Below are 19,431 nucleotides of genomic sequence, written 5' to 3' on the forward strand. Positions count from 1 at the left end.
GCTGGGATAACGGCGCGCGTTCAGGCCGGGTCGTTGCTCTCGGGCGTGACTTCCGCCGCCCACGCCAGCGCCTGCCCGGCCTCGGCCGGTTCGAAGGCGCGCACTTCCGTGGCCGGCAACAGGTGCCCGGCCAGTTCGGAGATGCGCCCCAGCCATTGCTTGTCGGTCACCACCGCCGCCCGCGCGAAGCGGGAGTACTCGCCCAGTTTCTGCACCGCGTAGCGCAGATCCTTGGCCAACGCCTCGGCGCTGAGCCCGGTCATGTCGCGCAGGTCGGTGAAGACGCCGATGCGCCGGTACTCGGCCAGATGCGCTTCCAGGGTGGCGATGCAGCGGTCGTAGTCTTCGCCGCTGAGCTGGCCGCTGAAGCGGAAGGCCGCCACGTGCGGCGGCGCGGGAATGCTCTCGATCATGCGCGGATTCCGGCAGTTGTCCATGGCCATCGTCCGCGCGCGGATGTCGCAGGCGCGTCAACGCGCGCGGGAGGACGGTTCAGTCGATGCGATAGACGCGCGCTTTCGGCGTGTCTTCCTCGACCTGCAGGAACCAGCGCCCGGCCACGCCCGGCACGACCACGATGTCCGGCGATTCCAGCGGGCGCGACAGCTTCATCCTGCCCTTCAGTACCTTCCACTGCTGGCCGTTGTCGAGTTCGAACACCGTGCCCGGCTCCCATCCCGTCACGGTGCCCTTCAGGCGCGCGCGTATGGGTTCGTCGTTCAGGCCGATCAGCGAGCCCTCGTCGCGCGGACGCGCCGGCGGCTGGCTGCGGGCGATGACTTCGGCGCGTTCCTGCGCGCGTGCTTCCACCTGTTCGGACAACAGCCGGTTGAGCAGTTCCAGCTGCGCCGGGCTGAGCTGGTCCAGGCCGGTGGCCCGCATCTGTTCGGGCGTGAGCCGCTGTTCGATGTTGACGTGCGGCGCCTGCTGGGCGAACGCCGCCGACATCCACGCCATCGCCAGTCCCGCCAGCAGCCAAGCCTTGATCTTCATGCGTCCGCCCTTGCCCGGCGCGTCCGCGATGGGCGCGCTTTACGGTTTCGTGAAGATCCTGCTTCGGTGAAATGACAGGAACATGACAGCGCCGCCGTCCAGGTGTCGCGGGGATCGCCGGACAGCGGCGTGGCCCCCGCGTCACCCCCTGCGCAGGGACCAGAAACCGATGTCGCGGCGATGCCGGAAACCCAGCCGCTCGTACAGCCCGAGCGCGCGCGGGTTCTCGTGGCTGACATGCAGGAACGGCAACGCGCCGCGCGCCAGGGTGTCGTTGGTGAGCATGGCGGTGAGCCGGCCGGCGTAGCCGCGACCGTGGAAATCGGGATGGGTGCAGATGGCGCTCATCTCGCGGCATTCGCCGGTGCCCAGGCGCTCGCCGATCATCGCGGCGAGGCGGCCGTCCTGGTAGATGCCGAAGTAGCGCCCCATGTCCATCGTGCGCGCGCGGAAGTAGTGCGGATACACCAGCGCCGTCAGCGCCAGTACGTCGGCGCGGTGCGCCTCGCCCAGCGGCAGGATCTCCGGGCCGTCGGCCACCGGCAGCGGCGTGGCGCGGATCATCTGCGCCAGCGGCCTGAAGGCATCCAGCCGCCATCCGGGCGGTGGCTCGGGCGCGACGCCGATCAGGTATACCGATTCGGCGGGCGCGACCAGCGCCTCCAGCTCCGCCTCGACCCGCTGCCCTTCCTCCGCCACGCCCAGGAACGGCGCGTATTCGGCCGGGTAGCGGCTCACGTCGCCCGCCTGCAACGCGATGCCGCGGTGCAGGCTCCGCAGCGAGGACCAGAACGGATTGTCGAGTGCGTCCTGGACGCGTCGTGCGGGGATTTCGGCAGTCATCGTCGTGCGGCCATGCGTTTTCGTTCGCGGCGATGCGCCTTCACGCATCCCGGCGTCCACCCATGTTAACCGTGTCGCTGCGCCCATGGCCGAAGCGCGCGTCGGCCTGCCCGGAACGGTCAGCTGAACAGGGCGTCGGGCCCTGTCGATTTCCGCCCCGCCCGTTCGTCGAAACGGTGAAGGCCCGCATCGCGGACCTTTCATCCCTCTCAAGACCAGGAGCTCCACCATGTCCTACATCGACGGTTTCGTCATCGCCGTGCCGAACGCCAACAAGGAGAAGTTCATCGCCCATGCCCGGGAATTCGATCCGATTTTCCTGGAGCTCGGCGCCATTCGCGTCATCGAATGCTGGGGGGATGACGTGCCCGACGGCCAGGTCACCGATTTCCGCCGCGCGGTGAAGGCCACCGACGAGGAGGCCGTGGTGTTCTCCTGGGTCGAATGGCCGGACAAGCCGACCCGCGACATCGGCATGAAGAAGATGATGGAGGATCCGCGCATGGATGCCGCCAACCCCATGCCTTTCGATGGCAAGCGGATGATCTTCGGCGGCTTCGCCCCGGTGGTGGATCTGAAGTAGTCCGGCCCTCGCCTGGATTCAGTACGGAGAGCGGAGCCTGCTCCGCTGCTCCGCTGCTCCGGCGCCACATGGCGGCGCCGGTTGCATCCGCGCTGCGGGACGGGCCGCTCGACGCCTCGGCTCAGGGCGTGCCCAGTCGGGTTCTACCGGCGCCCACCTGGTGTTCGATCACCATCGGCGCGGCGTCCCCGCCGCCGCGCTGCTCCCAGATCAGCAGGAAAGGCGCGCCGCGATTCTCGATCTCCAGGTCCACGCGATCCGCATGCCTGCGCCAATGGAGATCGATTCGGCCGTCGCCCAGCCGGACATTGTCGACATCCAGGTGATTCCACCCGGCGGGCGGTCGCGGCGCGAATCGCAGCCGCTTCGCCCGCGCATCCGCGTCCAGGCCGAGCATGCCGTGGATGGCGGCCGACAGGAACGCCGCCGAGGACCAGGTCTGTTCCGGCACTGATTCGCGCTGCGGCTCCGGCCGATCGCCGCGCATGACTTCATGCAGGTGGCCGGGTGAATCCGCGTCCGCCCACGACACCAGGCTGCGCCACAGCGTAGCGGCCTGTTCCGCCCGACCCTCGCGCCACAGGGTCTCCGCCGCCATCGCGGTGCCCAGGCCCCAGACGCTGCCGCGCGAATAGGCTTCGGGATCGTAGTCCGCCGCCGTCTCGGGCCGGCTGCGGAGTCCCCACGCGGTGAGGTAGGCCGGACTGGACAGCTGCCGCAGCGTGGCTTCGGCCTCCGCCGCGGTCGCCGCCCCGGAACGAATCGCCGCCAGGTCGGCGGGTGACGTGCTTTCAGCGGCCTTGCCGGCATGGGTGAAGCCGCTGACCCAGCGCTGGCCGGCCTCGTCGCGATAGCGCGCGCGCAGGCTCTTGCGCGCGCGCCCGGCGGCTTTGTCGGCCGCGCGGGCCAGCCCCGCGTCCCCGTATGCCTCGGCCAGCCCCGACATCGCCGACGCGGCCTCGACCCAGGCCGCCGACAGGGTCAGCTCGTCGGTCAGGCGATCCTGCTCGTTCGCGCTCATCTTGTCCGCCGGCACGCGCGGCAGTCCATCGTCCGGATCCAGCGTGGACACACAATAGCGATAGGCTTTGAGGATGACCGGCCAATGCCGGTGCAGGAAGGCATGATCGCCGCTGGCGCGCAGGTACTCGCCCAGCACGCTGATGAAATCGAACGCGATATCCACATGCACGTACATGTACGGATAGTCGCCGGCCCAGTCCAGGAAACCGGCGCTCTGCGACATCTCGTGCCAGATCATCCCGTTGTCCGGATGTTGGTAGCGCAGGATGAAGGCCAGTTCCTCCGCCGCCCGTTCGAAGCGCCCTTCGTGGATCAATGCGCGCGCGCCGACCAGTCCGTCGCCGGCGAAGTACCATGCGTATTGCGGCCGGCGCGCGCCATGCGAAGGCCCGTATCCGGCCACCAGTCCGCAGCCCAGCCGCGCATTGCAGGTCCAGGCCTGTTCCAGCGCGATCTGCGCCCACTGCAACGCGCGGTTGGCGTCCGCATCCGGGGTGGTGATGCGCAGTTGCCCGGCGGGCCGGAAGCGCGCGGCATCCTCTTCGCTCGGGGCGTGCCGCAACGCGGCCACGGTGGCATGCACGTCCTCGTCCCGCTCGCTCTGGCCGGCGAACATCAGTTCGGCGCAGCGCCGTGCGCCACAGGGTTGTGGCGCCAGTTGCAGGAATAGCGGCAGGCCGAACTCGCTGCCGCGCCGATCGTTGTTCGGTTCGGAGTGCGCCGTGGCCTGCGGCGAAGCCACCAGCGCGCGGAATTGCCTGCGGGGCTCGCCGACAAGAAATCCCTTCGCCTGCGCATCCCACGCCAGCTCCTGTCCACCGACCGCCGCCGGCCACATCAGGTTGAGCGACGGGCGGAAACGCGCGCGCAGGTCGACCGGCTTTCCTTCCACCTGGTAGCGGATGATCACGCCAGGATGCCGGCCGCGCGTCTCGATGCGCTCGCGCACCGTGAAACCGGGGCCGGCATAGTGGCGGGTCGCGCCCAGCGGATCCACGTCCGCCGATGCCAGGTACGCCAGGGCGTCTTCGCTCCGGCCATCGATGACGAAGACGAGGCGATAGTCCGATGCCAGTTGCAACGGAAACGTCCATATCTCCAGCCCGTCCTCCGAGTAGCCGCCCGCGAATGCGCGCAGGCCATGCGCGGACACGTAGCGGTTCTCCTTCGGCTGTCCGATCGACCAGACGGGCAGCGCATCTGCGCCGGGTTGCGATTGCGCGGAGAATGCCGACAGGGTCGGCAATGACAGGAAGCATCCGACCAGGAAACACCTGGCGCGGATTGGCCAATGGCGCATGGATGACCTCTTGGGAGAGAGACGCGTCCGGCGTGGGAGAAACTCCTGGCACCCAGCCTAGGTCATCGTCCCGCGTCGGCAAAACCGCAGTGCAGCATCGTTGCGCCTGCAACGAACGCAGCGTGGCAGACCCGCGCGATGACGTCCCGACGATTCACCCTGTTCCTCGCGTTCGTTCTGTGCGGCGTGCCGGGCCGCACTTGCGACGCCAACGCGCATCCTGATCTCAGCAAGACCGCCGGCTACCGGCATAAGTCCATTCCCGTGGCGGTGGAAAAACTGCGCGGCATCGCGCAAGTGCAATCGCTGCGCGCGAAGGCCGGCGAGGATGCCGAGGCGTTCTCCCCGGAACGGCTGCGCGGCTATCGCGCGGTGATCTTCGTCAACACCACCGGGGACATCCTCGATCCCGAACAGCAGCAGGCACTGGAGGGTTTCATCCGCGCAGGCGGCGGTTTCATGGGCGTGCATGCCGCGGCCGACACCCAGTACGACCGGCCATGCTACGGCGAACTGGTCGGCGCCTGGTTCTCCGCCATCCACCCACCACGCGGGTGCGTTCGCCGTGGATGGCACCGGTGGGGGGCCGCGAATGGCGTGTCACCGACGAGATCCACCACTACCGGCGCAATCCGCGTGGACGGGTCGAGGTGATCGCGACCGTGGACGAGCGCGACTACCCGGGCGGCACCCCGGGTCGTGATCAACCGATCGCCCGATGCCATCGCGTCGACGCCGGCCGCGCCTGGCATACCGCCTGGGACACGACGCGGCGTTGTACGCGGACGGCGTTTTCCTGCGCCATCTCGAAGGTGGCCTGCGCCATGTGACCGGGCAGGCCGCCGACCGCCGAATCAGCTCGCCGGGCAGGCGTCGCGCCGTCCGGCTTCGAACGCCTTGACCCCGGCTTCATCGACGGGCGCCGGGCGGACGCCGTCGTCGAAGATCACCCGCCACTGGCCGTCGGCATCCTGCTGCCACACCGACCCGAACCGGCCCAGCCGGTAACTGCCGTCCTTCGGGTTCCGGTACAGCGCCGGGCCGCTGGAATACGCGGTCCGGCCATCGCCGCCCACCGACACCCGCTCCGGGTACCAGCGCAGTTCCAGCGCCTTGCCTTCGATCAGCGGCATCCAGTCGGCCAGGATCGCGGCGCGGCCGCGGGTTGGCTGGTGCCCGACCCCGAACACCGCGTCGGCATGGAGAAAGCCCGCGAACGCCTCGGCGTCATGCCGGGCCAGGGCGTCGGCGAAGCCCAGTTCCCGGGCCCACACCGCGCAACGGGCGGCGTCGCCCGCCGCCGCCGGAGCGGCTGGCGTCTCGGCGGCCCGGGCTCCCGTCGCCAGGACCGCGAGCAGCGGCAACCACGAAAGTCGTAGACCTGCTGTCATGCGAAGTTCTCCGAAACCTGCCAAGCTTCGCGGCATTCCATTCCCTTTCCGTCCTTCCATGCGCCTGCCATTCGTCAGGGCCGCGTGGCTGGCCGCCGCATTGCTGCTGTCGGCCGGCTGCGCGACCCGCGCTCCGCACACCGTCTCCACCCCGCCCCGGGAACCGGCCACCCTCCTGCTGATCTCGCTCGACGGCGTCCGCGCCGAGTACCTGCAGCGCGGCATCACCCCCCACCTCGCGCAATTGGCCCGCGACGGCGTGCACGCCGAATGGATGAACCCGTCCTACCCTTCGCTGACCTTCCCCAACCACTACACCCTGGTCACCGGCCTGCGCCCGGATCATCACGGCATCATCAACAACACGATGACCGACGAGCACCTGGGCGGATTCTCGCTGAGCGATCGCGAGGCCGTCGGCGATGCGCGCTGGTGGAGCGGCGAGCCGATCTGGGTGGGTGCCGAGAAGGCCGGCCTGCGCACCGCGACCATGTTCTGGCCCGGATCCGAAGCCGCCGTGCAGGGCGTTCGCCCCAGCCAGTGGTTCCCGTTCGACAAGGCCTTCGCCATCGACGATCGCGTGCGCCAGGTGCAGGCGTGGCTGGATCTGCCGGCCGCCGAACGGCCACGCCTGATCACCCTGTATTTCGAGCATGTCGACACCGCCGGCCACGACAACGGTCCGGAATCACGCAATGTCGAAGACACGCTGAAGGCGATCGACACCGCCATCGGCCAGCTCCTGGACGGTATCGACGCCCGCGGCGAGCGTGATCGCGTGAACCTCATCGTGGTGTCCGATCACGGTATGGCCGCGACTTCGCCCGAACGCGTGGTGACCGTCGAGGACCGGGTGTCGCCGGACGACGCGCAGGCCGTCACCGTGGGCCAGGTGGTCGGTTTCAATCCCCGCCCCGGTCGTGAGGCCGCCGCCGAACGGCAACTGCTAGGCCGTCGCGATCACGCCGAATGCTGGCGCAAGCAGGACATGCCGGCGCGCTGGCACTACGGCACCCATCCGCGCGTGCCGGCGATCGTCTGCCAGGCCGACGAAGGCTGGCTGCTGGTGAAGCGCGAGGCGGTCGAGCGCTGGCGCCGCAACGGCTGGAAGGGCGGCGGTTCGCACGGTTACGACCCGGCCGCGCCGTCGATGCGGGCCATCTTCCTGGCCCGCGGACCGGCATTCCGGCGCGGCGTCACCGTGCCCGGCTTCGACAACGTGGATGTCTATCCGCTGCTGGCGCGCCTGCTGGGTATCGCGCCCGCGCCGAACGACGGCAATCCGCAGACCCTGTTGCCGATCCTGAACCCCGCCGAGGCCGCCCCGGCGTCTTCGCATTGATGTCCGAAAACGGTGAGTCGGTGGCCAGGGGCGGTGCTAGCCTGCTCGCATGTCCACCGCGCCCCACCCCGCCGGCCTGCCCGATCACCGCGTCTGCGAACAGGCGCGGCTGAGCCGGGATCCGCGCTTCGACGGCCTGTTCTTCACCGCCGTCACCAGCACCCGCATCTATTGCCGTCCGGTCTGTCCGGCGCCCGCGCCCAAGCCGGTCAACGTCACCTACTATCCGAACGCCGCCGCCGCGGAGGCCGACGGCTTCCGCCCCTGCCTGCGCTGCCGGCCCGAACTGTCGCCGGGCGACGGCGCATGGCGGCGCGGTGACGAAACCGTCGCGCGCGCGTTGAAGCTGATCGACCAGGGCGTGCTGGCCGACCGCCCGCTGGCGGATCTGGCGGATACGCTGGGGCTGGGCGAACGCCAGTTGCGGCGCCTGTTCAACGACCGGTTGGGCGCCAGCCCGATCGGCGTGCACGGCACCCGCCGGCTGCTGTTCGCCAAGCAACTGCTCACCGAAACCCGCCTGCCGATCACCCAGGTCGCGCTCGCGGCGGGATTCGGCAGCCTGACCCGTTTCAACACCAGCTTCCGCGAGGCCTACCGGATGGCGCCGCGCGATCTGCGCAAGCGCGAATCGGCGGTGGACGACGAGGGCGTCGCCCTGCGCCTGGGCTACCGGCCCCCGTATGACTTCGAGGCGATGCTGGACTTCCTGCGCGGCCGCGCGCTGCCCGGCGTCGAATACGTCGATGCGCACAGCTACGCGCGGGTCATCGGCAACGCCGACGCGCCGGGTTGGCTGCGGGTCAGCCGCTGGAGCGGCAAGCCTGACGAGCACGCACTCCGGCTGGAACTGCATGGCGCCGCCCCCGCGCAGTTGCTCGCCATCGTCAGCCGGATCCGCCGCATGTTCGATCTGGACGCGGATCCACAGGCGATCGCGCGCGCGCTCGGATCCGATCCGCGCCTGCGTCCGCTGCTGCGCAGGCGCCCGGGTTTGCGCCTGCCCAGCGGCTGGGACGGATTCGAGATCGCGGTGCGCGCGATCATCGGCCAGCAGGTCAGCGTGGCCGCCGCGCGCACGCTGACCGCGCGCCTGGCGCAACAGCACGGCACGCCATTGGCGACGCCGTTCGGTCCTGGCCTCGCGCACCTGTTCCCGACCGCCGAGGCATTGGTGGACGTCGATCTCACCGCGATCGGCCTGACCCGCGCGCGCGCCGCCACCATCAACGCGATGGCGCGCGCGCTGCTGGAGGGCCGCGTGGACTTCCGCGGCGAACGCACGCTGGAGGATTTCACCGCGCGCTGGGTCGCGTTGCCCGGCATCGGTCCCTGGACCGCGAACTACATGGCCATGCGCGCGTTGGGACATCCCGACGCGTTTCCCGCCGACGATCTCGTCCTGCAGAAGGCCGTGCCCACCGATGGCAGTCGCATGACCGCCAAGGCGCTGACCGCGCGCGCCGAAGGCTGGCGTCCATGGCGCGCCTATGCGGTGATCCAGTTGTGGCGCGACAGCATGCCCGCTCCCAAACCCCTGCCCGTTCCCGCCTCGCCATGAACACGCCCCTGCTCCATCGCCATATCGACAGTCCGGTCGGTCCGCTGCTGCTGGTCGCCGACGACCAGGCGCTGCGCGTGATCGAATTCGACAACCCGCGCCATCCGTACAAGCGCTCGCCGGAATGGCGGCCGGGCGACAACGCGGTGATGCGCGAAGCCGCGCGCCAGCTGGCCCAGTACTTCCGTGGCGAGCGTCGCGAATTCGATCTGCCGCTCGCCCCGCAAGGCACCGATTTCCAGCGCACGGTCTGGCACACCCTGGCCGACATTCCCTACGGCCAGACGATCAGCTACGCGGAACTGGCGCGGCGCGTGGACAAGCCGACCGCCACCCGCGCGGTCGGCGCCGCCAACGGACGCAATCCACTGCCGATCGTGCTGCCCTGCCATCGCGTGATTGGCGCCGACGGCAGCCTGACCGGATTCGGCGGCGGCCTGCCGACCAAGCAGTACCTGCTGACGCTCGAGGGCGCATTGTCAAACGGTGATCTGTTCGGCTGAGCACCGTGGCGTTCTAGAATGGCCGCATGACCGCCTCGTCCCTGCCTGCTTCCGACGGCGTCCTGCTGGACGCGAACCTGATCACCCTGGATGGCGATGCCGGCTACGGCGTCATCGAGCACGGCGTACTGGCCTGGCATGACGGCGTGCTGGATTTTGTCGGCAGCCGCGCCGACTGGGAACGACACGCTCCGGACGACGCGCGCCCATCGACCGTTGCCGAAGGCCTATGGATCACGCCCGGCCTGATCGACAGCCACACGCATACGGTGTTCGCCGGCGATCGCGCCGGCGAATTCGAACAGCGCCTGCAGGGCGTCAGCTATGAGGACATCGCGCGGGCCGGCGGCGGCATCGTCTCGACCGTGCGCGCCACCCGCGACGCCAGCGAGGACGAGCTGCTCGCGCAGTCGCTGCCGCGCGCGCGCGCGCTGCTCGCCGATGGCGTGACCACGCTGGAGATCAAGTCCGGCTACGGCCTCGATCTCGCCAACGAACGCAAGATGCTGCGGGTCGCGCGCCGGATCGGCGAGCAGCTGGGCATCACCGTGCGCACCACCTTCCTCGGCGCGCACGCGCTGCCGCCGGAGTACAGCGGGCGCGCACACGCCTACATCGACGCGGTCTGCGACTGGCTGCCGCAACTGCATGCGGAAGGACTGGTCGACGCGGTGGATGCGTTCTGCGAGCGCATCGCCTTCGATGCCGCGCAGACGCGCCGGGTGTTCGAGGCGGCGCGCGCGCTCGGCCTGCCGGTCAAGCTGCATGCGGATCAGCTCAGCGACGGGCACGGCGCGGCGCTGGTCGCCGAGTTCGATGGCCTGTCCGCGGACCATGTCGAATACACCTCCGAGGACAGCGTCCGCGCGATGGCCGAGCACGGCACCGTGGCGGTCTTGCTGCCCGGCGCCTTCCACGTGCTGCGCGAGACCAGGCTGCCGCCGCTGGACGCGTTCCGCGCCCATGGCGTGCCGATGGCGGTCGCCACCGACTGCAACCCCGGCACCGCGCCGCTGCAATCGCTGCGACTGGCGATGTCGCTGGCCTGCACGCATTTCCGCCTGACCCCGGAGGAGGCGCTGCGCGGCGCCACCGTGCAGGGCGCGCGCGCGTTGGGACTGGCCGATCGCGGCAGCCTGGCGGTGGGACGGCGCGCGGATTTCGTGCTCTGGAACATCGCCCAGCCGGCGCAGCTGAGCTACTGGTTGGGCGGCGAACTGGTGGCGGGCGTCTACGCGGGTGGGCGGCGGGTGCGCTGAAGATCCTGTGCCTGCTCATCGAGCATCGGCATCCCTCCCTGCGAACGCCGCGCTTTTCTTTCCTGGAATCACTCCCGTGCCGGAACCGTCCAACCTGATCGCATTCGCCCTCATCTGCCTGGGCATGGTGCTGACGCCAGGACCGAACATGATCTACCTCGTGTCCCGCTCGATCTCGCAGGGACGGATGGCGGGCCTCGTCTCGCTGGGCGGAGTCGCGCTCGGATTCGTGTTCTACGTCCTGTGCGCGGCCTTCGGCATCACCGCGCTGATGATGGCGGTCCCCTACGCCTACGACGCCCTGCGTGTCGGCGGAGCGCTGTACCTGCTCCATCTCGCGTGGCAGGCCATCCGGCCGGGCGGGCGCTCGCCGTTCCAGGTCCGTGATCTCCCCACGGACGGCCCGCGCAAATTGTTCGCGATGGGGTTCGCCACCACCCTGCTCAATCCGAAAGTCGCGGTGATGTATCTGTCGCTGCTGCCGCAATTCATCGCGCCGGCGCACGGCAGCGTGCTCACGCAGTCGCTGCTGCTGGGGTTCACGCAGATCTCGATCAGCGTCAGCGTCAACGCGCTGATCGTCCTGATGGCCGGCTCGATGGCGCTGTTTCTGGGGCAGCGCCCGTTGTGGCAGGTCGCGCAGCGCTGGCTGATGGGTACGGTCCTGGCCGGTCTGGCCGCGCGCATGCTGGTCGAAAGCCGGCGCTGAGTGAGCCTGGGGGTGATGCGCCCTCGTCCCGGCGTCGAGACGGGCGCAAAGAAAAACCCCGGCGCGAGCCGGGGTTTTCTGTTCCTGCGGCCGGGATCCATGGACCCGGCGCGGGAGGCTTACGCCTTGGCGACGGCCTTTTTGGCCACGGCCTTCTTGGCCGGGGCCTTCACCACGGTCTTCTTGGCGGTCGCGGTGGCGGCGACGCCAGCCTTGGCCACGGTGCTCTTGCGCGCGTTGCCATAGCTGGACACGTAGCGCTTGCCCTTGGCGGTCTTGCGGTCACCCTTGCCCATCGTCGTTCTCCTGATTCATTGAATTGCCGCGCTGGCGGAACAGCCCGGTGGGGCCGTGCGCGAGGGCGCAAAGCCTATCACAGCGGCGCCTGAAAGCCTTGGCCCGCGTGTCTCAGTGCGCGCAGCTGGCGTCGTGGATGTGCCAGTGGTTCAGCCGCAGGTTCACCAGATGGGCCAATCCGACCAGGGTGCCGCCCAGGGTCATGACGATCGCGTGGACCACCACCGGCTCGTGCAGCGGCGGATACAGCACGCCTGCCCACAGCGTGAGCAGGCCGATGACCAGCAGTCCGAGCGCCCGGAACGCGCGATGGCGACGATAGCCCCAGAGCAGGCTGAACAAGCCCAGCACGGTCACGAACACCACGAACGCACGCTCGAACCCGTCGCCCAGCCACGCCGACAGGCCCAGCGACGGGATCGCCGCGAGCAGGAACGGGGTGAGCGCGCAGTGGATGGCGCAGATCATGGAACCGGTGGCGCCAAAGCGGTCCAGCAGGCGGCGGAAACGTTCGTTCATGGCGGCAAGTATGACTTCCGGGAGGGGTGCCTTTTCGATATTGGTATATTATAACATTCGTCAAGCCCCTTCCACTCACACCGGACCGCCTCCCCCATGAAGCCATCCCGTTCCCTGCCCCGTCGCCACCTGCTCGCCAGCGCCCTGGCCCTTGCCGTCCTCGCGCCCGCCGGCGCGGTCGTGGCCGCCGACGCCGACGCGGACACCTCGCGGCAACCGCGCGACCTGGATGCCGTGGTGGTGACCGCTTCGCCGCTCAGGGGCAGCGCCGAGTCGCTGGCCAAGCCGGTGGACGTGCTGGTCGGCGAGGAACTGGACCGCAGCAAGTCGGCGACGCTGGGAGACACCGTTTCCAAGTTGCCAGGCGTACAGACCACGTTCTTCGGCCCCGGCGTGGGGCGTCCGATCATCCGCGGACAGGAAGGCCCGCGCGTGCAGGTGCTGTCCGGCGGCATCGGCTCGATGGACGCCTCCACGGTCAGCGCCGACCACGCGGTGACCATCGAACCGTTTCTCGCCGACCAGATCGAGGTGCTGAAGGGACCGGCGACCCTGCTGTTCGGCAGCGGCGCGATCGGCGGCGCGGTCAACGTGGTTGATGGCCGCCTGCCCGACGCGCTGCCCGAGGATCCCCTCAGCGGCCGGGTGGAAGTGCGCGGCAACACGGTCAACGACGAGCGCAGCGGCATGTTCCGGCTGGATGGGGTCAACGGCAACTGGGTGCTGCATGTGGACGGACTGGTCCGCAACACCGACGACTACGACATCCCCGGCTACGCCATCCTCGAACACCATGACGAGGGCGATGAGGATCACGCGCACGAGGAAGCCCAGCCCAAGGGCACGCTGCCCAACAGTTCGGTGCGCACGCGCGCCGGCGCGGTCGGCGCCACCTGGCTCGGCGAGAAGGCCTACTTCGGCCTGGCCGCCAGCACCTACCGCAACAACTACGGCATTCCCGCCGGTGCGCACGTGCATGACGACGGCCATGGACACGAAGGCGAGGAAGAGGAAGCGCACAAGGAGGAAGGCCAGGTCCGCATCGACATGGTGCAGAACCGCGTCGACGTGAAGGCCGGTGTCTACGATCCCTTCTCGTTCCTGCAGGCCATCAACCTGCGCGGCGCGTACAACGATTACGAGCACGTCGAACTGGAGGGCGGCCAGCCCGCCACCCGCTTCACCAATCGCGGCCGCGAACTCCGCATCGAAGCCGTGCAGAAGGAACTCGCCGGTTGGCGCGGCGCGTTCGGCCTGCAATACGGCCGCAGCGATTTCGGCGCGATCGGCGAGGAAGCCTTCGTCCCCGGCACCCTCACCGATACGTTGGGTGCGTTCGTGGTGCAGGAGAAGGATTTCGGTCCCTGGAAACTGGAACTGGGTGGCCGCCATGATCAGGTCAAGCTGGATCCGGAAGGCCACGCGAAGCGCGACTTCAACGTGACCAGTCTGTCCGGCGCGGCGATCTGGCGCATCAATCCGGTGTTCGATCTGCGCTTCGGGCTGGACAGCGCCGAGCGTGCGCCGACCAACGAGGAACTGTTCGCCGCCGGCACCCATGTCGCCACCCAATCGGTGGAAATCGGCGATGCCAATCTCGACAAGGAACGCAGCCGCCGTGCGGAAATCGGCCTGCACGCGCACACCGACCGGGTCGAGTTCAAGCTGGCCGTCTACCAGACCGACTTCAAGGACTTCATCTACCTCGCCGACACCGGTATCGAGGAAGGCCTGCCGGTGCGCCTGTGGACGCAGCAGGATGCGAAGTTCAAGGGTGTGGAAGCCGAGGCGCGCATCAAGCTGGTCGATTCCGATGCGGCGGGCGCGTGGAATCTGCGCCTGTTCGGCGACACCGTGCGCGCCGAGCTCGACGGCAGTGGAACGCGCAGCGTGCAGTTCGACGTTCCGCACGGCGACCACTCGCACCACTACGCGGTGGACCTGGCCCAGGGCGGCAACCTGCCGCGCATCGCCCCGACCCGCGTCGGCGCGGATCTCGACTGGTCGCTGGGTGGTTGGCGCGCGTCGGTCGGCGCGGTCCGTTACGCGAAGCAGGATGACGTCGCCCGCAACGAGGAACCCAGCCCGGGTTATACGCTGGTCGACGCCCACCTGGCCTACCGCTGGGAACGTCCGGAGACGAGCTGGGAGGTGTTCCTGGACGGCAGCAACCTCACCGACCAGGAAGCGCGCCCGCATACCTCGCTGCTGCGCGACTTCTCGCCGCTACCGGGCCGCGGCGTCGCGTTCGGCGTCCGCGCCTACTTCTGACGGGCTTCTCTCCGCCCGCGTGAAGAACGGCCATCCGCGAGGATGGCCGTTTTTTTTTCCGGCCCCGGTTCCCGCTCCGGTGCGGCCCCTGGCGGGTTGATATATGTGTATATACACATATAATCATCTCCCCGCTCCGGCGCGCGTCTCCCATGTCCACGTTCCGCAGTCCCTGCACCTGTTTCCACCTGCGCCGGGCGACCCGCCGGGTCACCCAGATCTATGACCACGAACTGGCCGCGGTGGATCTGAGCCTGAACCAGTACAGCATCCTGCGCCGGGCCGGCGAATCGCCGCGCACCCTGGGCAGCCTGGCCGACGAACTCGGCATGGACCGCACCACCCTCACCCGCAACCTCAAGCCGCTGCTGGCCGCCGGCCTGCTGGTCGAAACGCGTGGCGAGGATGCACGCCAGCGCCTGTTGCAGCTGGGCGACGCCGGCCGCGCGCGGCTGGAAGCGGCGCGCCCACACTGGCGGCGCGCGCAACGGTTCATCGACGAAGCCTTCGGCAGCGACGCCGTCGCCCGCCTGCATGCCGATCTGGAAACCCTCACCGAACGCCTGCACATGCCGGAGACCGCCGAATGACCACGACCTCGCGCATGCCCTGGGCATTGCTGCTGGCCGCCGCCGCGACCTTGATGGTCACGATGGGCGCGCGCCAGACCACCGGCCTGTTCGTCGCGCCGATCCACGAAAGCACCGGCGTCGGCATCGCCGCGATCAGCTTCGCGCTGGCGGTCGGCCAGTTCACCTGGGGCGCGGTGCAACCGGTGTTCGGCGCGATCGCCGACAAGCGCGGTTCGACCGGGGTACTGGTATTGGGCGCGGTATTGCTGGCCGTCGGCCTGGCGCTCACCCCCTGGATGAAGTCCCAGTGGGGCCTGATGTTCACACTCGGCCTGCTGACCGCGGCGGGCGCGGGAGCAGGCAGTTTCTCGATTCTCATCGGCGCCACCGCACAGCAGATGGCCCCGGAAAAGCGCTCCTTCGCCGCCGGTTTCATCAACGCCGGCGGTTCGATGGGGCAGTTCGTGTTCGCGCCGCTGGTGCAGATGATGATCAGCGTCGCAGGCTGGGCCACCGCGATGTATGGCCTGGCGCTGGCTTCGCTGGTCGCGATTCCGCTGGCGTGGCCGCTGCGCCGGCGCCCGGCGGTCGCTTCCGACGCCGCCGCGACCGCCGTGGCGAGCGAGATCTCGCTGGGTGGGCAGTTGCGCATCGCGCTGCGGGATCGCAGCTACTGGATGCTGCACCTGGGTTTCTTCACCTGCGGCGTCCACATCGCCTTCCTGGTCACCCACCTGCCCGGCGAAATCGCGCTGTGCGGCTTGCCGGCCAGCGTCTCCGCCGCGTCCATCGCGCTGATCGGCCTGTTCAACGTCGCCGGCAGCCTCGCGGCGGGCGCGCTGGGCCAGCGCTACCGGATGAAATGGATCCTCGCGGTGATGTATGCCAGCCGCGCGCTGATGATCGCGATCTATCTGGTGTCGCCACCAACGCCGCTGACTTTCTATGTGTTCGCCGCCGCGCTCGGCTTCACCTGGCTGGCGACCGTTCCGCCGACCGCCGGTTTGGTCGGCAAGCTGTTCGGCCCGCGCTACCTGGGCACCCTGTTCGGCCTGACCCTGCTGTCGCACCAGTTGGGCGGCTTCTTCGGCGCCTGGCTGGGCGGCGTGGTGATGGAACGCTTCGGCGACTATTCGCTGATGTGGTACGGCGACATGGCGCTGGCGCTGCTGGCGGCCGCGGCCAACCTGCCGATCCGGGAAGCCGCCCCGCGCCTCAAGCTGGCGACGGCCTGATGCTTCATGCGCCTGTAGAAGCGGCGTAAGCCGCGACCGCCATCGCCCGGAGTCGCGTTGACGCCGCATTGGAAATCAAGGTTCCGGGTAGCCGCAATTTCAGGTCGCGACTGACGTCGCTCCTACAGCTTCCCGTTCAATCCGCGCTTGCGGCGTCCGCGCAGCGGGCGCACAGGCCGTGCACTTCCAGGGTCTGCGCCTGCGGCTGGAAACCCAGCGCCTTGGCGCGCTGTTCCAGTTGGCCGACCACCTCGCGATCCTCCAGCTCCACCGCGCTGTGGCAGCGATCGCAGATCAGGAACGGCACCGAGTGCTGCGCGCTGTTGGGGTGATGGCAGGCGACGAAGGCGTTGACCGATTCCAGTTTGTGGACGAATCCGTTCGCCATCAGGAAATCCAGCGCGCGGTACACCGTGGGCGGCGCATCCGCGCCCACGCCCTTGGTCGCGCGCACCCAGTCCAGCAGCTCATACGCCTTCACCGGCTTGCCGGCATCGGCGATGAGCTCAAGCACGCGCGCACGGATCGGGGTCAGCCGCAGGCCGCGTTCCTGGCAGGCGTGCTCGACCGCGCGCACGAAACCGCGCGCGTCGCTGACGTGGTGCTTCGGATCCGTACAACTGTGCGTCCTGGGCATGGGGTCCCTCGTTTCAGGCTGCTCCGCCTGTCTTGATAAGCGCTGCGTCGATGCGTTTCAAGGCCTGCTCGCGCCCGGCCAGATAGACCGTCTGGGATATGTCCGGGCTGACCTGGGTGCCGGTGATCGCCACCCGCATCGGCTGGGCGACCTTGCCCATGCCGATTTCCAGCGCGGCGGCGGTGTCGTGCAGCGCGGCGGATACCGATTCCACGGTCCATTCCGCGGCCTGCGCCAGCAGCTCGCGCGCCTTGGCCAGCGGCGCATGCGCGGCCGGCACCAGATGCTTGGCGACCGCGGCTTCGTCGTAGCTCTCCAGCGGCAGATACCAGACGGCGGCGCGTTCGGCCATTTCCTTCAGGGTCTGCACACGGTCGCGCATCGCCACCACCACGTCGGCCGGGCGCGGACCCTGGTCGACATCCAGGCCCAGCTTGCGCAGCTGGTATGCCAGGTGCGGCGCGATGCTCTCCGGCTCGTCCGACTTCAGGTAGTGCTGGTTGACCCAGCCCAACTTGGCCATGTCCAGGCGCGCGGCCTTGGAGTTGACGTCCTCCACCGAGAACAGATCGATCAGTTCCCGGCGGCTGAAGATCTCCTGGTCGCCGTGCGACCAGCCCAGCCGCGCCAGGTAGTTGATCAGCGCATGCGGCAGGTAGCCGGCGTCCTTGTACTGCATCACGTCGGCCGCGCCGGTGCGCTTGGACAGCTTGGCGCCCTGCTCGTCCAGGATCATCGGCATGTGGGCGAACTTCGGCACCGGCACGCCCAGCGCTTCGTAGATGTTGATCTGGCGCGGGGTGTTGTTGATGTGGTCATCGCCGCGGATGACGTCGGTGATGCGCATGTCCCAGTCGTCGACCACCACCGCGAAGTTGTAGGTGGGGAAACCGTCCGGCCGGAAGATCACCATGTCGTCGAGCTCGCTGTTGCTGATCTCGATGCGGCCCTTGATGCGGTCGTCGAACACCACGCTGCCTTCGGTGGGGTTCTTGAAGCGGATCACCCGGTTGGGATCCTCGCGATACGGCAGGTTCAGATCCCGCGCGCGACCGTCGTAGCGTGGCTTCTGCTGGGCGGCCATCGCCGCCTCGCGCATGGCGTCGAGTTCTTCCTTGCTCTCGTAGGCGTAGTACGCCTTGCCATCGGCCACCAGTTGCTCGGCAACCTGGCGATAGCGCTCGATGCGGTGGGTCTGGTAGATCGGGCCCTCGTCGTAGTCCAGGCCCAGCCAGTCCATCGCTTCCAGGATCGCGTCGATGGCGGCCTGGGTGCTGCGCTCGCGATCGGTGTCCTCGATGCGCAGGATGAAGTCGCCGCCACGATGCCGCGCTTCCAGCCAGCAATACAGCGCGGTGCGCGCGCCGCCGATGTGCAGGTAGCCAGTGGGACTGGGGGCGAAACGGGTACGGCAGGTCATGGACGGACTCGGCAAACTGAATGGGGCGATTTTACCTGAAGGCCGGGATGGGGGATTCGGGATTGGGGATCGGAGCAGCGCCGCGCGATCGTCAGGAAGCCAACGCCGTGGCCTTCGGTTTCCTCGGGGAAACAGCCTGTCCCCCGATCATCAATCCCGAACTCTCCCTCCGGGCCGTATCATTCCCGCATGACCACGCTCTTCATCTCCGACCTGCACCTGGACGCCGAGCGCCCGGCCATCACCGAGCTGTTCGGCGCCTTCATGCATCGCGAGGGCCGTGAGGCCGAGGCGGTCTACATCCTGGGCGATCTGTTCGAGGCCTGGGTGGGTGATGACGATCCTTCGGAGACCGGCGCCTATGTGGCCGATCGCATCCGCGAAGTGGTCGAGCTGGGCGTGCCGGTGTACTTCATCCGCGGCAACCGCGATTTCCTGGTCGGCGACGCCTTCGCCCGGCGCGCCGGCATGCGCATCCTGCCGGACCCGGCGGTGGTGACGCTGTACGGACGTCCTGTCCTGCTGATGCATGGCGATCTGCTGTGCACCGACGATGTCGCCTACCAGCAGTTCCGCGCGCAGACCCGCGATCCCGCCTGGCAGCAGCAGTTCCTGGGCCAGCCACTGGCGGCCCGCCTGGCGTTCGCCGCCCAGGCCCGCGCGGCCAGCCAGGCCCGCCAGCAGGGCATGATCCAGGCCGATCGCACGCAGTTTGAAACCGTCACCGACGTGACCCCGGCCACCGTGGATGCCAGCCTGCGCCGCTTCGGCGTGGACACGCTGATCCATGGCCACACCCACCGTCCCGCCGTCCACGAATTCGACCTCGATGGACGCGCCTGCCGGCGCATCGTGCTGGGCGACTGGTACGAGCAGGGTTCGGTGCTGCGGGTGGATGCGACCGGCGTGACCCTGGAATCCCTGCCCTTCTCCGCCTGACGCGCCGCAACCCGCGCCGTCGCGCCCAAGGCGC

The 19,431-nt window shown here is 68.9% G+C and carries 21 protein-coding genes; 12 read left to right on the top strand and 9 right to left on the bottom strand.

Annotation, left to right across the window (positions count from 1 at the left end; genetic code table 11):
- Positions 1-20: 20 nt before the first annotated feature.
- The 3 genes from ACTHN1_RS10820 to ACTHN1_RS10830 all read right to left on the bottom strand — a co-directional run bounded on the left by ACTHN1_RS10820 (position 21) and on the right by ACTHN1_RS10830 (position 1,836).
- Entirely contained in the window at positions 21-437 is a 417-nt protein-coding gene (locus ACTHN1_RS10820) for an STAS/SEC14 domain-containing protein (protein ID WP_440470953.1), read from the bottom strand.
- A gap of 55 nt (positions 438-492) precedes the next feature.
- Positions 493-993, bottom strand: a complete 501-nt coding sequence (locus tag ACTHN1_RS10825; protein ID WP_440470954.1) for a hypothetical protein — start codon at positions 991-993, stop codon at positions 493-495.
- 141 nt (positions 994-1,134) lie between these two features.
- The gene (locus ACTHN1_RS10830; RefSeq protein WP_440470955.1) at positions 1,135-1,836 is read right to left on the bottom strand and encodes a GNAT family N-acetyltransferase; all 702 of its coding nucleotides are present in this window, start codon (positions 1,834-1,836) and stop codon (positions 1,135-1,137) included.
- 229 nt (positions 1,837-2,065) lie between these two features.
- On the opposite strand from ACTHN1_RS10830, the gene ACTHN1_RS10835 reads away from it, so the two are divergent.
- Positions 2,066-2,419, top strand: coding sequence for a DUF1428 domain-containing protein (locus tag ACTHN1_RS10835; RefSeq protein ID WP_440470956.1), 354 nt, complete (start codon positions 2,066-2,068; stop codon positions 2,417-2,419).
- A gap of 121 nt (positions 2,420-2,540) precedes the next feature.
- Here ACTHN1_RS10835 and ACTHN1_RS10840 read toward each other — a convergent pair whose 3' ends face one another.
- Positions 2,541-4,742: an amylo-alpha-1,6-glucosidase gene (locus ACTHN1_RS10840; protein WP_440470957.1), complete on the bottom strand. Its 2,202-nt coding sequence runs from the start codon at positions 4,740-4,742 to the stop codon at positions 2,541-2,543.
- A gap of 138 nt (positions 4,743-4,880) precedes the next feature.
- Here ACTHN1_RS10840 and ACTHN1_RS10845 point away from each other — a divergent pair, with 138 nt between their 5' ends.
- Together ACTHN1_RS10845 and ACTHN1_RS10850 are read left to right on the top strand one after the other, a co-directional pair.
- On the top strand, positions 4,881-5,396 hold the full coding sequence (locus tag ACTHN1_RS10845) for a ThuA domain-containing protein (RefSeq protein WP_440470958.1): 516 nt from the start codon (positions 4,881-4,883) through the stop codon (positions 5,394-5,396).
- Complete coding sequence (locus ACTHN1_RS10850) at positions 5,312-5,572, top strand: ThuA domain-containing protein (protein WP_440470959.1); 261 nt, start codon at positions 5,312-5,314, stop codon at positions 5,570-5,572. Before ACTHN1_RS10845 ends, ACTHN1_RS10850 begins: the two co-directional genes overlap by 85 nt.
- A 24-nt stretch (positions 5,573-5,596) precedes the next feature.
- Here ACTHN1_RS10850 and ACTHN1_RS10855 read toward each other — a convergent pair whose 3' ends face one another.
- On the bottom strand, positions 5,597-6,133 hold the full coding sequence (locus ACTHN1_RS10855) for a YybH family protein (protein WP_440470960.1): 537 nt from the start codon (positions 6,131-6,133) through the stop codon (positions 5,597-5,599).
- A gap of 58 nt (positions 6,134-6,191) precedes the next feature.
- On the opposite strand from ACTHN1_RS10855, the gene ACTHN1_RS10860 reads away from it, so the two are divergent.
- The 5 genes from ACTHN1_RS10860 to ACTHN1_RS10880 all read left to right on the top strand — a co-directional run bounded on the left by ACTHN1_RS10860 (position 6,192) and on the right by ACTHN1_RS10880 (position 11,507).
- Positions 6,192-7,475: an alkaline phosphatase family protein gene (locus ACTHN1_RS10860; protein ID WP_440470961.1), complete on the top strand. Its 1,284-nt coding sequence runs from the start codon at positions 6,192-6,194 to the stop codon at positions 7,473-7,475.
- Positions 7,476-7,524: 49 nt separating this feature from the next.
- Positions 7,525-9,036 carry an AlkA N-terminal domain-containing protein gene (locus ACTHN1_RS10865; protein WP_440470962.1) on the top strand — a complete coding sequence of 504 codons (1,512 nt, stop codon included), beginning with the start codon at positions 7,525-7,527 and terminating at the stop codon, positions 9,034-9,036.
- Positions 9,033-9,539 carry a methylated-DNA--[protein]-cysteine S-methyltransferase gene (locus ACTHN1_RS10870; RefSeq protein ID WP_440470963.1) on the top strand — a complete coding sequence of 169 codons (507 nt, stop codon included), beginning with the start codon at positions 9,033-9,035 and terminating at the stop codon, positions 9,537-9,539. Before ACTHN1_RS10865 ends, ACTHN1_RS10870 begins: the two co-directional genes overlap by 4 nt.
- A gap of 26 nt (positions 9,540-9,565) precedes the next feature.
- Positions 9,566-10,798 (top strand): imidazolonepropionase, encoded by a 1,233-nt coding sequence (hutI, locus tag ACTHN1_RS10875; protein WP_440470964.1) that lies wholly within the window; start codon positions 9,566-9,568, stop codon positions 10,796-10,798.
- 76 nt (positions 10,799-10,874) lie between these two features.
- On the top strand, positions 10,875-11,507 hold the full coding sequence (locus tag ACTHN1_RS10880; RefSeq protein WP_440470965.1) for a LysE family translocator: 633 nt from the start codon (positions 10,875-10,877) through the stop codon (positions 11,505-11,507).
- A gap of 119 nt (positions 11,508-11,626) precedes the next feature.
- Here ACTHN1_RS10880 and ACTHN1_RS10885 read toward each other — a convergent pair whose 3' ends face one another.
- Both ACTHN1_RS10885 and ACTHN1_RS10890 read right to left on the bottom strand, forming a co-directional pair.
- The gene (locus ACTHN1_RS10885; protein WP_440470966.1) at positions 11,627-11,803 is read right to left on the bottom strand and encodes a 30S ribosomal protein THX; all 177 of its coding nucleotides are present in this window, start codon (positions 11,801-11,803) and stop codon (positions 11,627-11,629) included.
- Between the two features lie 112 nt (positions 11,804-11,915).
- Positions 11,916-12,323, bottom strand: a complete 408-nt coding sequence (locus tag ACTHN1_RS10890; protein WP_440470967.1) for a MerC domain-containing protein — start codon at positions 12,321-12,323, stop codon at positions 11,916-11,918.
- Positions 12,324-12,419: 96 nt separating this feature from the next.
- Between ACTHN1_RS10890 and ACTHN1_RS10895 the strand changes: the two genes are divergently transcribed.
- The 3 genes from ACTHN1_RS10895 (at position 12,420) to ACTHN1_RS10905 (ending at position 16,401) form a co-directional block, all read left to right on the top strand.
- Entirely contained in the window at positions 12,420-14,594 is a 2,175-nt protein-coding gene (locus tag ACTHN1_RS10895) for a TonB-dependent receptor (RefSeq protein ID WP_440470968.1), read from the top strand.
- A gap of 152 nt (positions 14,595-14,746) precedes the next feature.
- The gene (locus ACTHN1_RS10900; protein WP_440470969.1) at positions 14,747-15,184 is read left to right on the top strand and encodes a MarR family winged helix-turn-helix transcriptional regulator; all 438 of its coding nucleotides are present in this window, start codon (positions 14,747-14,749) and stop codon (positions 15,182-15,184) included.
- Positions 15,181-16,401: an MFS transporter gene (locus tag ACTHN1_RS10905; protein ID WP_440470970.1), complete on the top strand. Its 1,221-nt coding sequence runs from the start codon at positions 15,181-15,183 to the stop codon at positions 16,399-16,401. Before ACTHN1_RS10900 ends, ACTHN1_RS10905 begins: the two co-directional genes overlap by 4 nt.
- A 136-nt stretch (positions 16,402-16,537) precedes the next feature.
- Here ACTHN1_RS10905 and ACTHN1_RS10910 read toward each other — a convergent pair whose 3' ends face one another.
- Both ACTHN1_RS10910 and gltX read right to left on the bottom strand, forming a co-directional pair.
- Positions 16,538-17,038 carry a transcriptional repressor gene (locus ACTHN1_RS10910; RefSeq protein WP_440470971.1) on the bottom strand — a complete coding sequence of 167 codons (501 nt, stop codon included), beginning with the start codon at positions 17,036-17,038 and terminating at the stop codon, positions 16,538-16,540.
- A 13-nt stretch (positions 17,039-17,051) separates the two neighbouring features.
- On the bottom strand, positions 17,052-18,458 hold the full coding sequence (gltX, locus tag ACTHN1_RS10915; RefSeq protein ID WP_440470972.1) for a glutamate--tRNA ligase: 1,407 nt from the start codon (positions 18,456-18,458) through the stop codon (positions 17,052-17,054).
- Between the two features lie 189 nt (positions 18,459-18,647).
- Here gltX and lpxH point away from each other — a divergent pair, with 189 nt between their 5' ends.
- Positions 18,648-19,397 carry a UDP-2,3-diacylglucosamine diphosphatase gene (gene lpxH, locus ACTHN1_RS10920; protein WP_440470973.1) on the top strand — a complete coding sequence of 250 codons (750 nt, stop codon included), beginning with the start codon at positions 18,648-18,650 and terminating at the stop codon, positions 19,395-19,397.
- Positions 19,398-19,431 lie beyond the last annotated feature (34 nt).

Source organism: Pseudoxanthomonas sp. (assembly GCF_051953815.1).
In the GTDB taxonomy this organism is placed as follows: domain Bacteria; phylum Pseudomonadota; class Gammaproteobacteria; order Xanthomonadales; family Xanthomonadaceae; genus Pseudoxanthomonas_A.

Coding starts and splice junctions, on each gene's coding strand:
- ACTHN1_RS10890 (WP_440470967.1), bottom strand. CDS start 12,323: ATGAACGAACGTTTCCGCCGCCTGCTGGACCGCTTTGGCGCCACCGGT.
- ACTHN1_RS10865 (WP_440470962.1), top strand. CDS start 7,525: ATGTCCACCGCGCCCCACCCCGCCGGCCTGCCCGATCACCGCGTCTGC.
- ACTHN1_RS10860 (WP_440470961.1), top strand. CDS start 6,192: ATGCGCCTGCCATTCGTCAGGGCCGCGTGGCTGGCCGCCGCATTGCTG.
- ACTHN1_RS10895 (WP_440470968.1), top strand. CDS start 12,420: ATGAAGCCATCCCGTTCCCTGCCCCGTCGCCACCTGCTCGCCAGCGCC.
- ACTHN1_RS10905 (WP_440470970.1), top strand. CDS start 15,181: ATGACCACGACCTCGCGCATGCCCTGGGCATTGCTGCTGGCCGCCGCC.
- ACTHN1_RS10870 (WP_440470963.1), top strand. CDS start 9,033: ATGAACACGCCCCTGCTCCATCGCCATATCGACAGTCCGGTCGGTCCG.
- ACTHN1_RS10850 (WP_440470959.1), top strand. CDS start 5,312: ATGGCACCGGTGGGGGGCCGCGAATGGCGTGTCACCGACGAGATCCAC.
- lpxH (WP_440470973.1), top strand. CDS start 18,648: ATGACCACGCTCTTCATCTCCGACCTGCACCTGGACGCCGAGCGCCCG.
- ACTHN1_RS10840 (WP_440470957.1), bottom strand. CDS start 4,742: ATGCGCCATTGGCCAATCCGCGCCAGGTGTTTCCTGGTCGGATGCTTC.
- ACTHN1_RS10855 (WP_440470960.1), bottom strand. CDS start 6,133: ATGACAGCAGGTCTACGACTTTCGTGGTTGCCGCTGCTCGCGGTCCTG.
- gltX (WP_440470972.1), bottom strand. CDS start 18,458: ATGACCTGCCGTACCCGTTTCGCCCCCAGTCCCACTGGCTACCTGCAC.
- ACTHN1_RS10845 (WP_440470958.1), top strand. CDS start 4,881: ATGACGTCCCGACGATTCACCCTGTTCCTCGCGTTCGTTCTGTGCGGC.
- hutI (WP_440470964.1), top strand. CDS start 9,566: ATGACCGCCTCGTCCCTGCCTGCTTCCGACGGCGTCCTGCTGGACGCG.
- ACTHN1_RS10900 (WP_440470969.1), top strand. CDS start 14,747: ATGTCCACGTTCCGCAGTCCCTGCACCTGTTTCCACCTGCGCCGGGCG.
- ACTHN1_RS10825 (WP_440470954.1), bottom strand. CDS start 993: ATGAAGATCAAGGCTTGGCTGCTGGCGGGACTGGCGATGGCGTGGATG.
- ACTHN1_RS10910 (WP_440470971.1), bottom strand. CDS start 17,038: ATGCCCAGGACGCACAGTTGTACGGATCCGAAGCACCACGTCAGCGAC.
- ACTHN1_RS10885 (WP_440470966.1), bottom strand. CDS start 11,803: ATGGGCAAGGGTGACCGCAAGACCGCCAAGGGCAAGCGCTACGTGTCC.
- ACTHN1_RS10835 (WP_440470956.1), top strand. CDS start 2,066: ATGTCCTACATCGACGGTTTCGTCATCGCCGTGCCGAACGCCAACAAG.
- ACTHN1_RS10830 (WP_440470955.1), bottom strand. CDS start 1,836: ATGACTGCCGAAATCCCCGCACGACGCGTCCAGGACGCACTCGACAAT.
- ACTHN1_RS10820 (WP_440470953.1), bottom strand. CDS start 437: ATGGACAACTGCCGGAATCCGCGCATGATCGAGAGCATTCCCGCGCCG.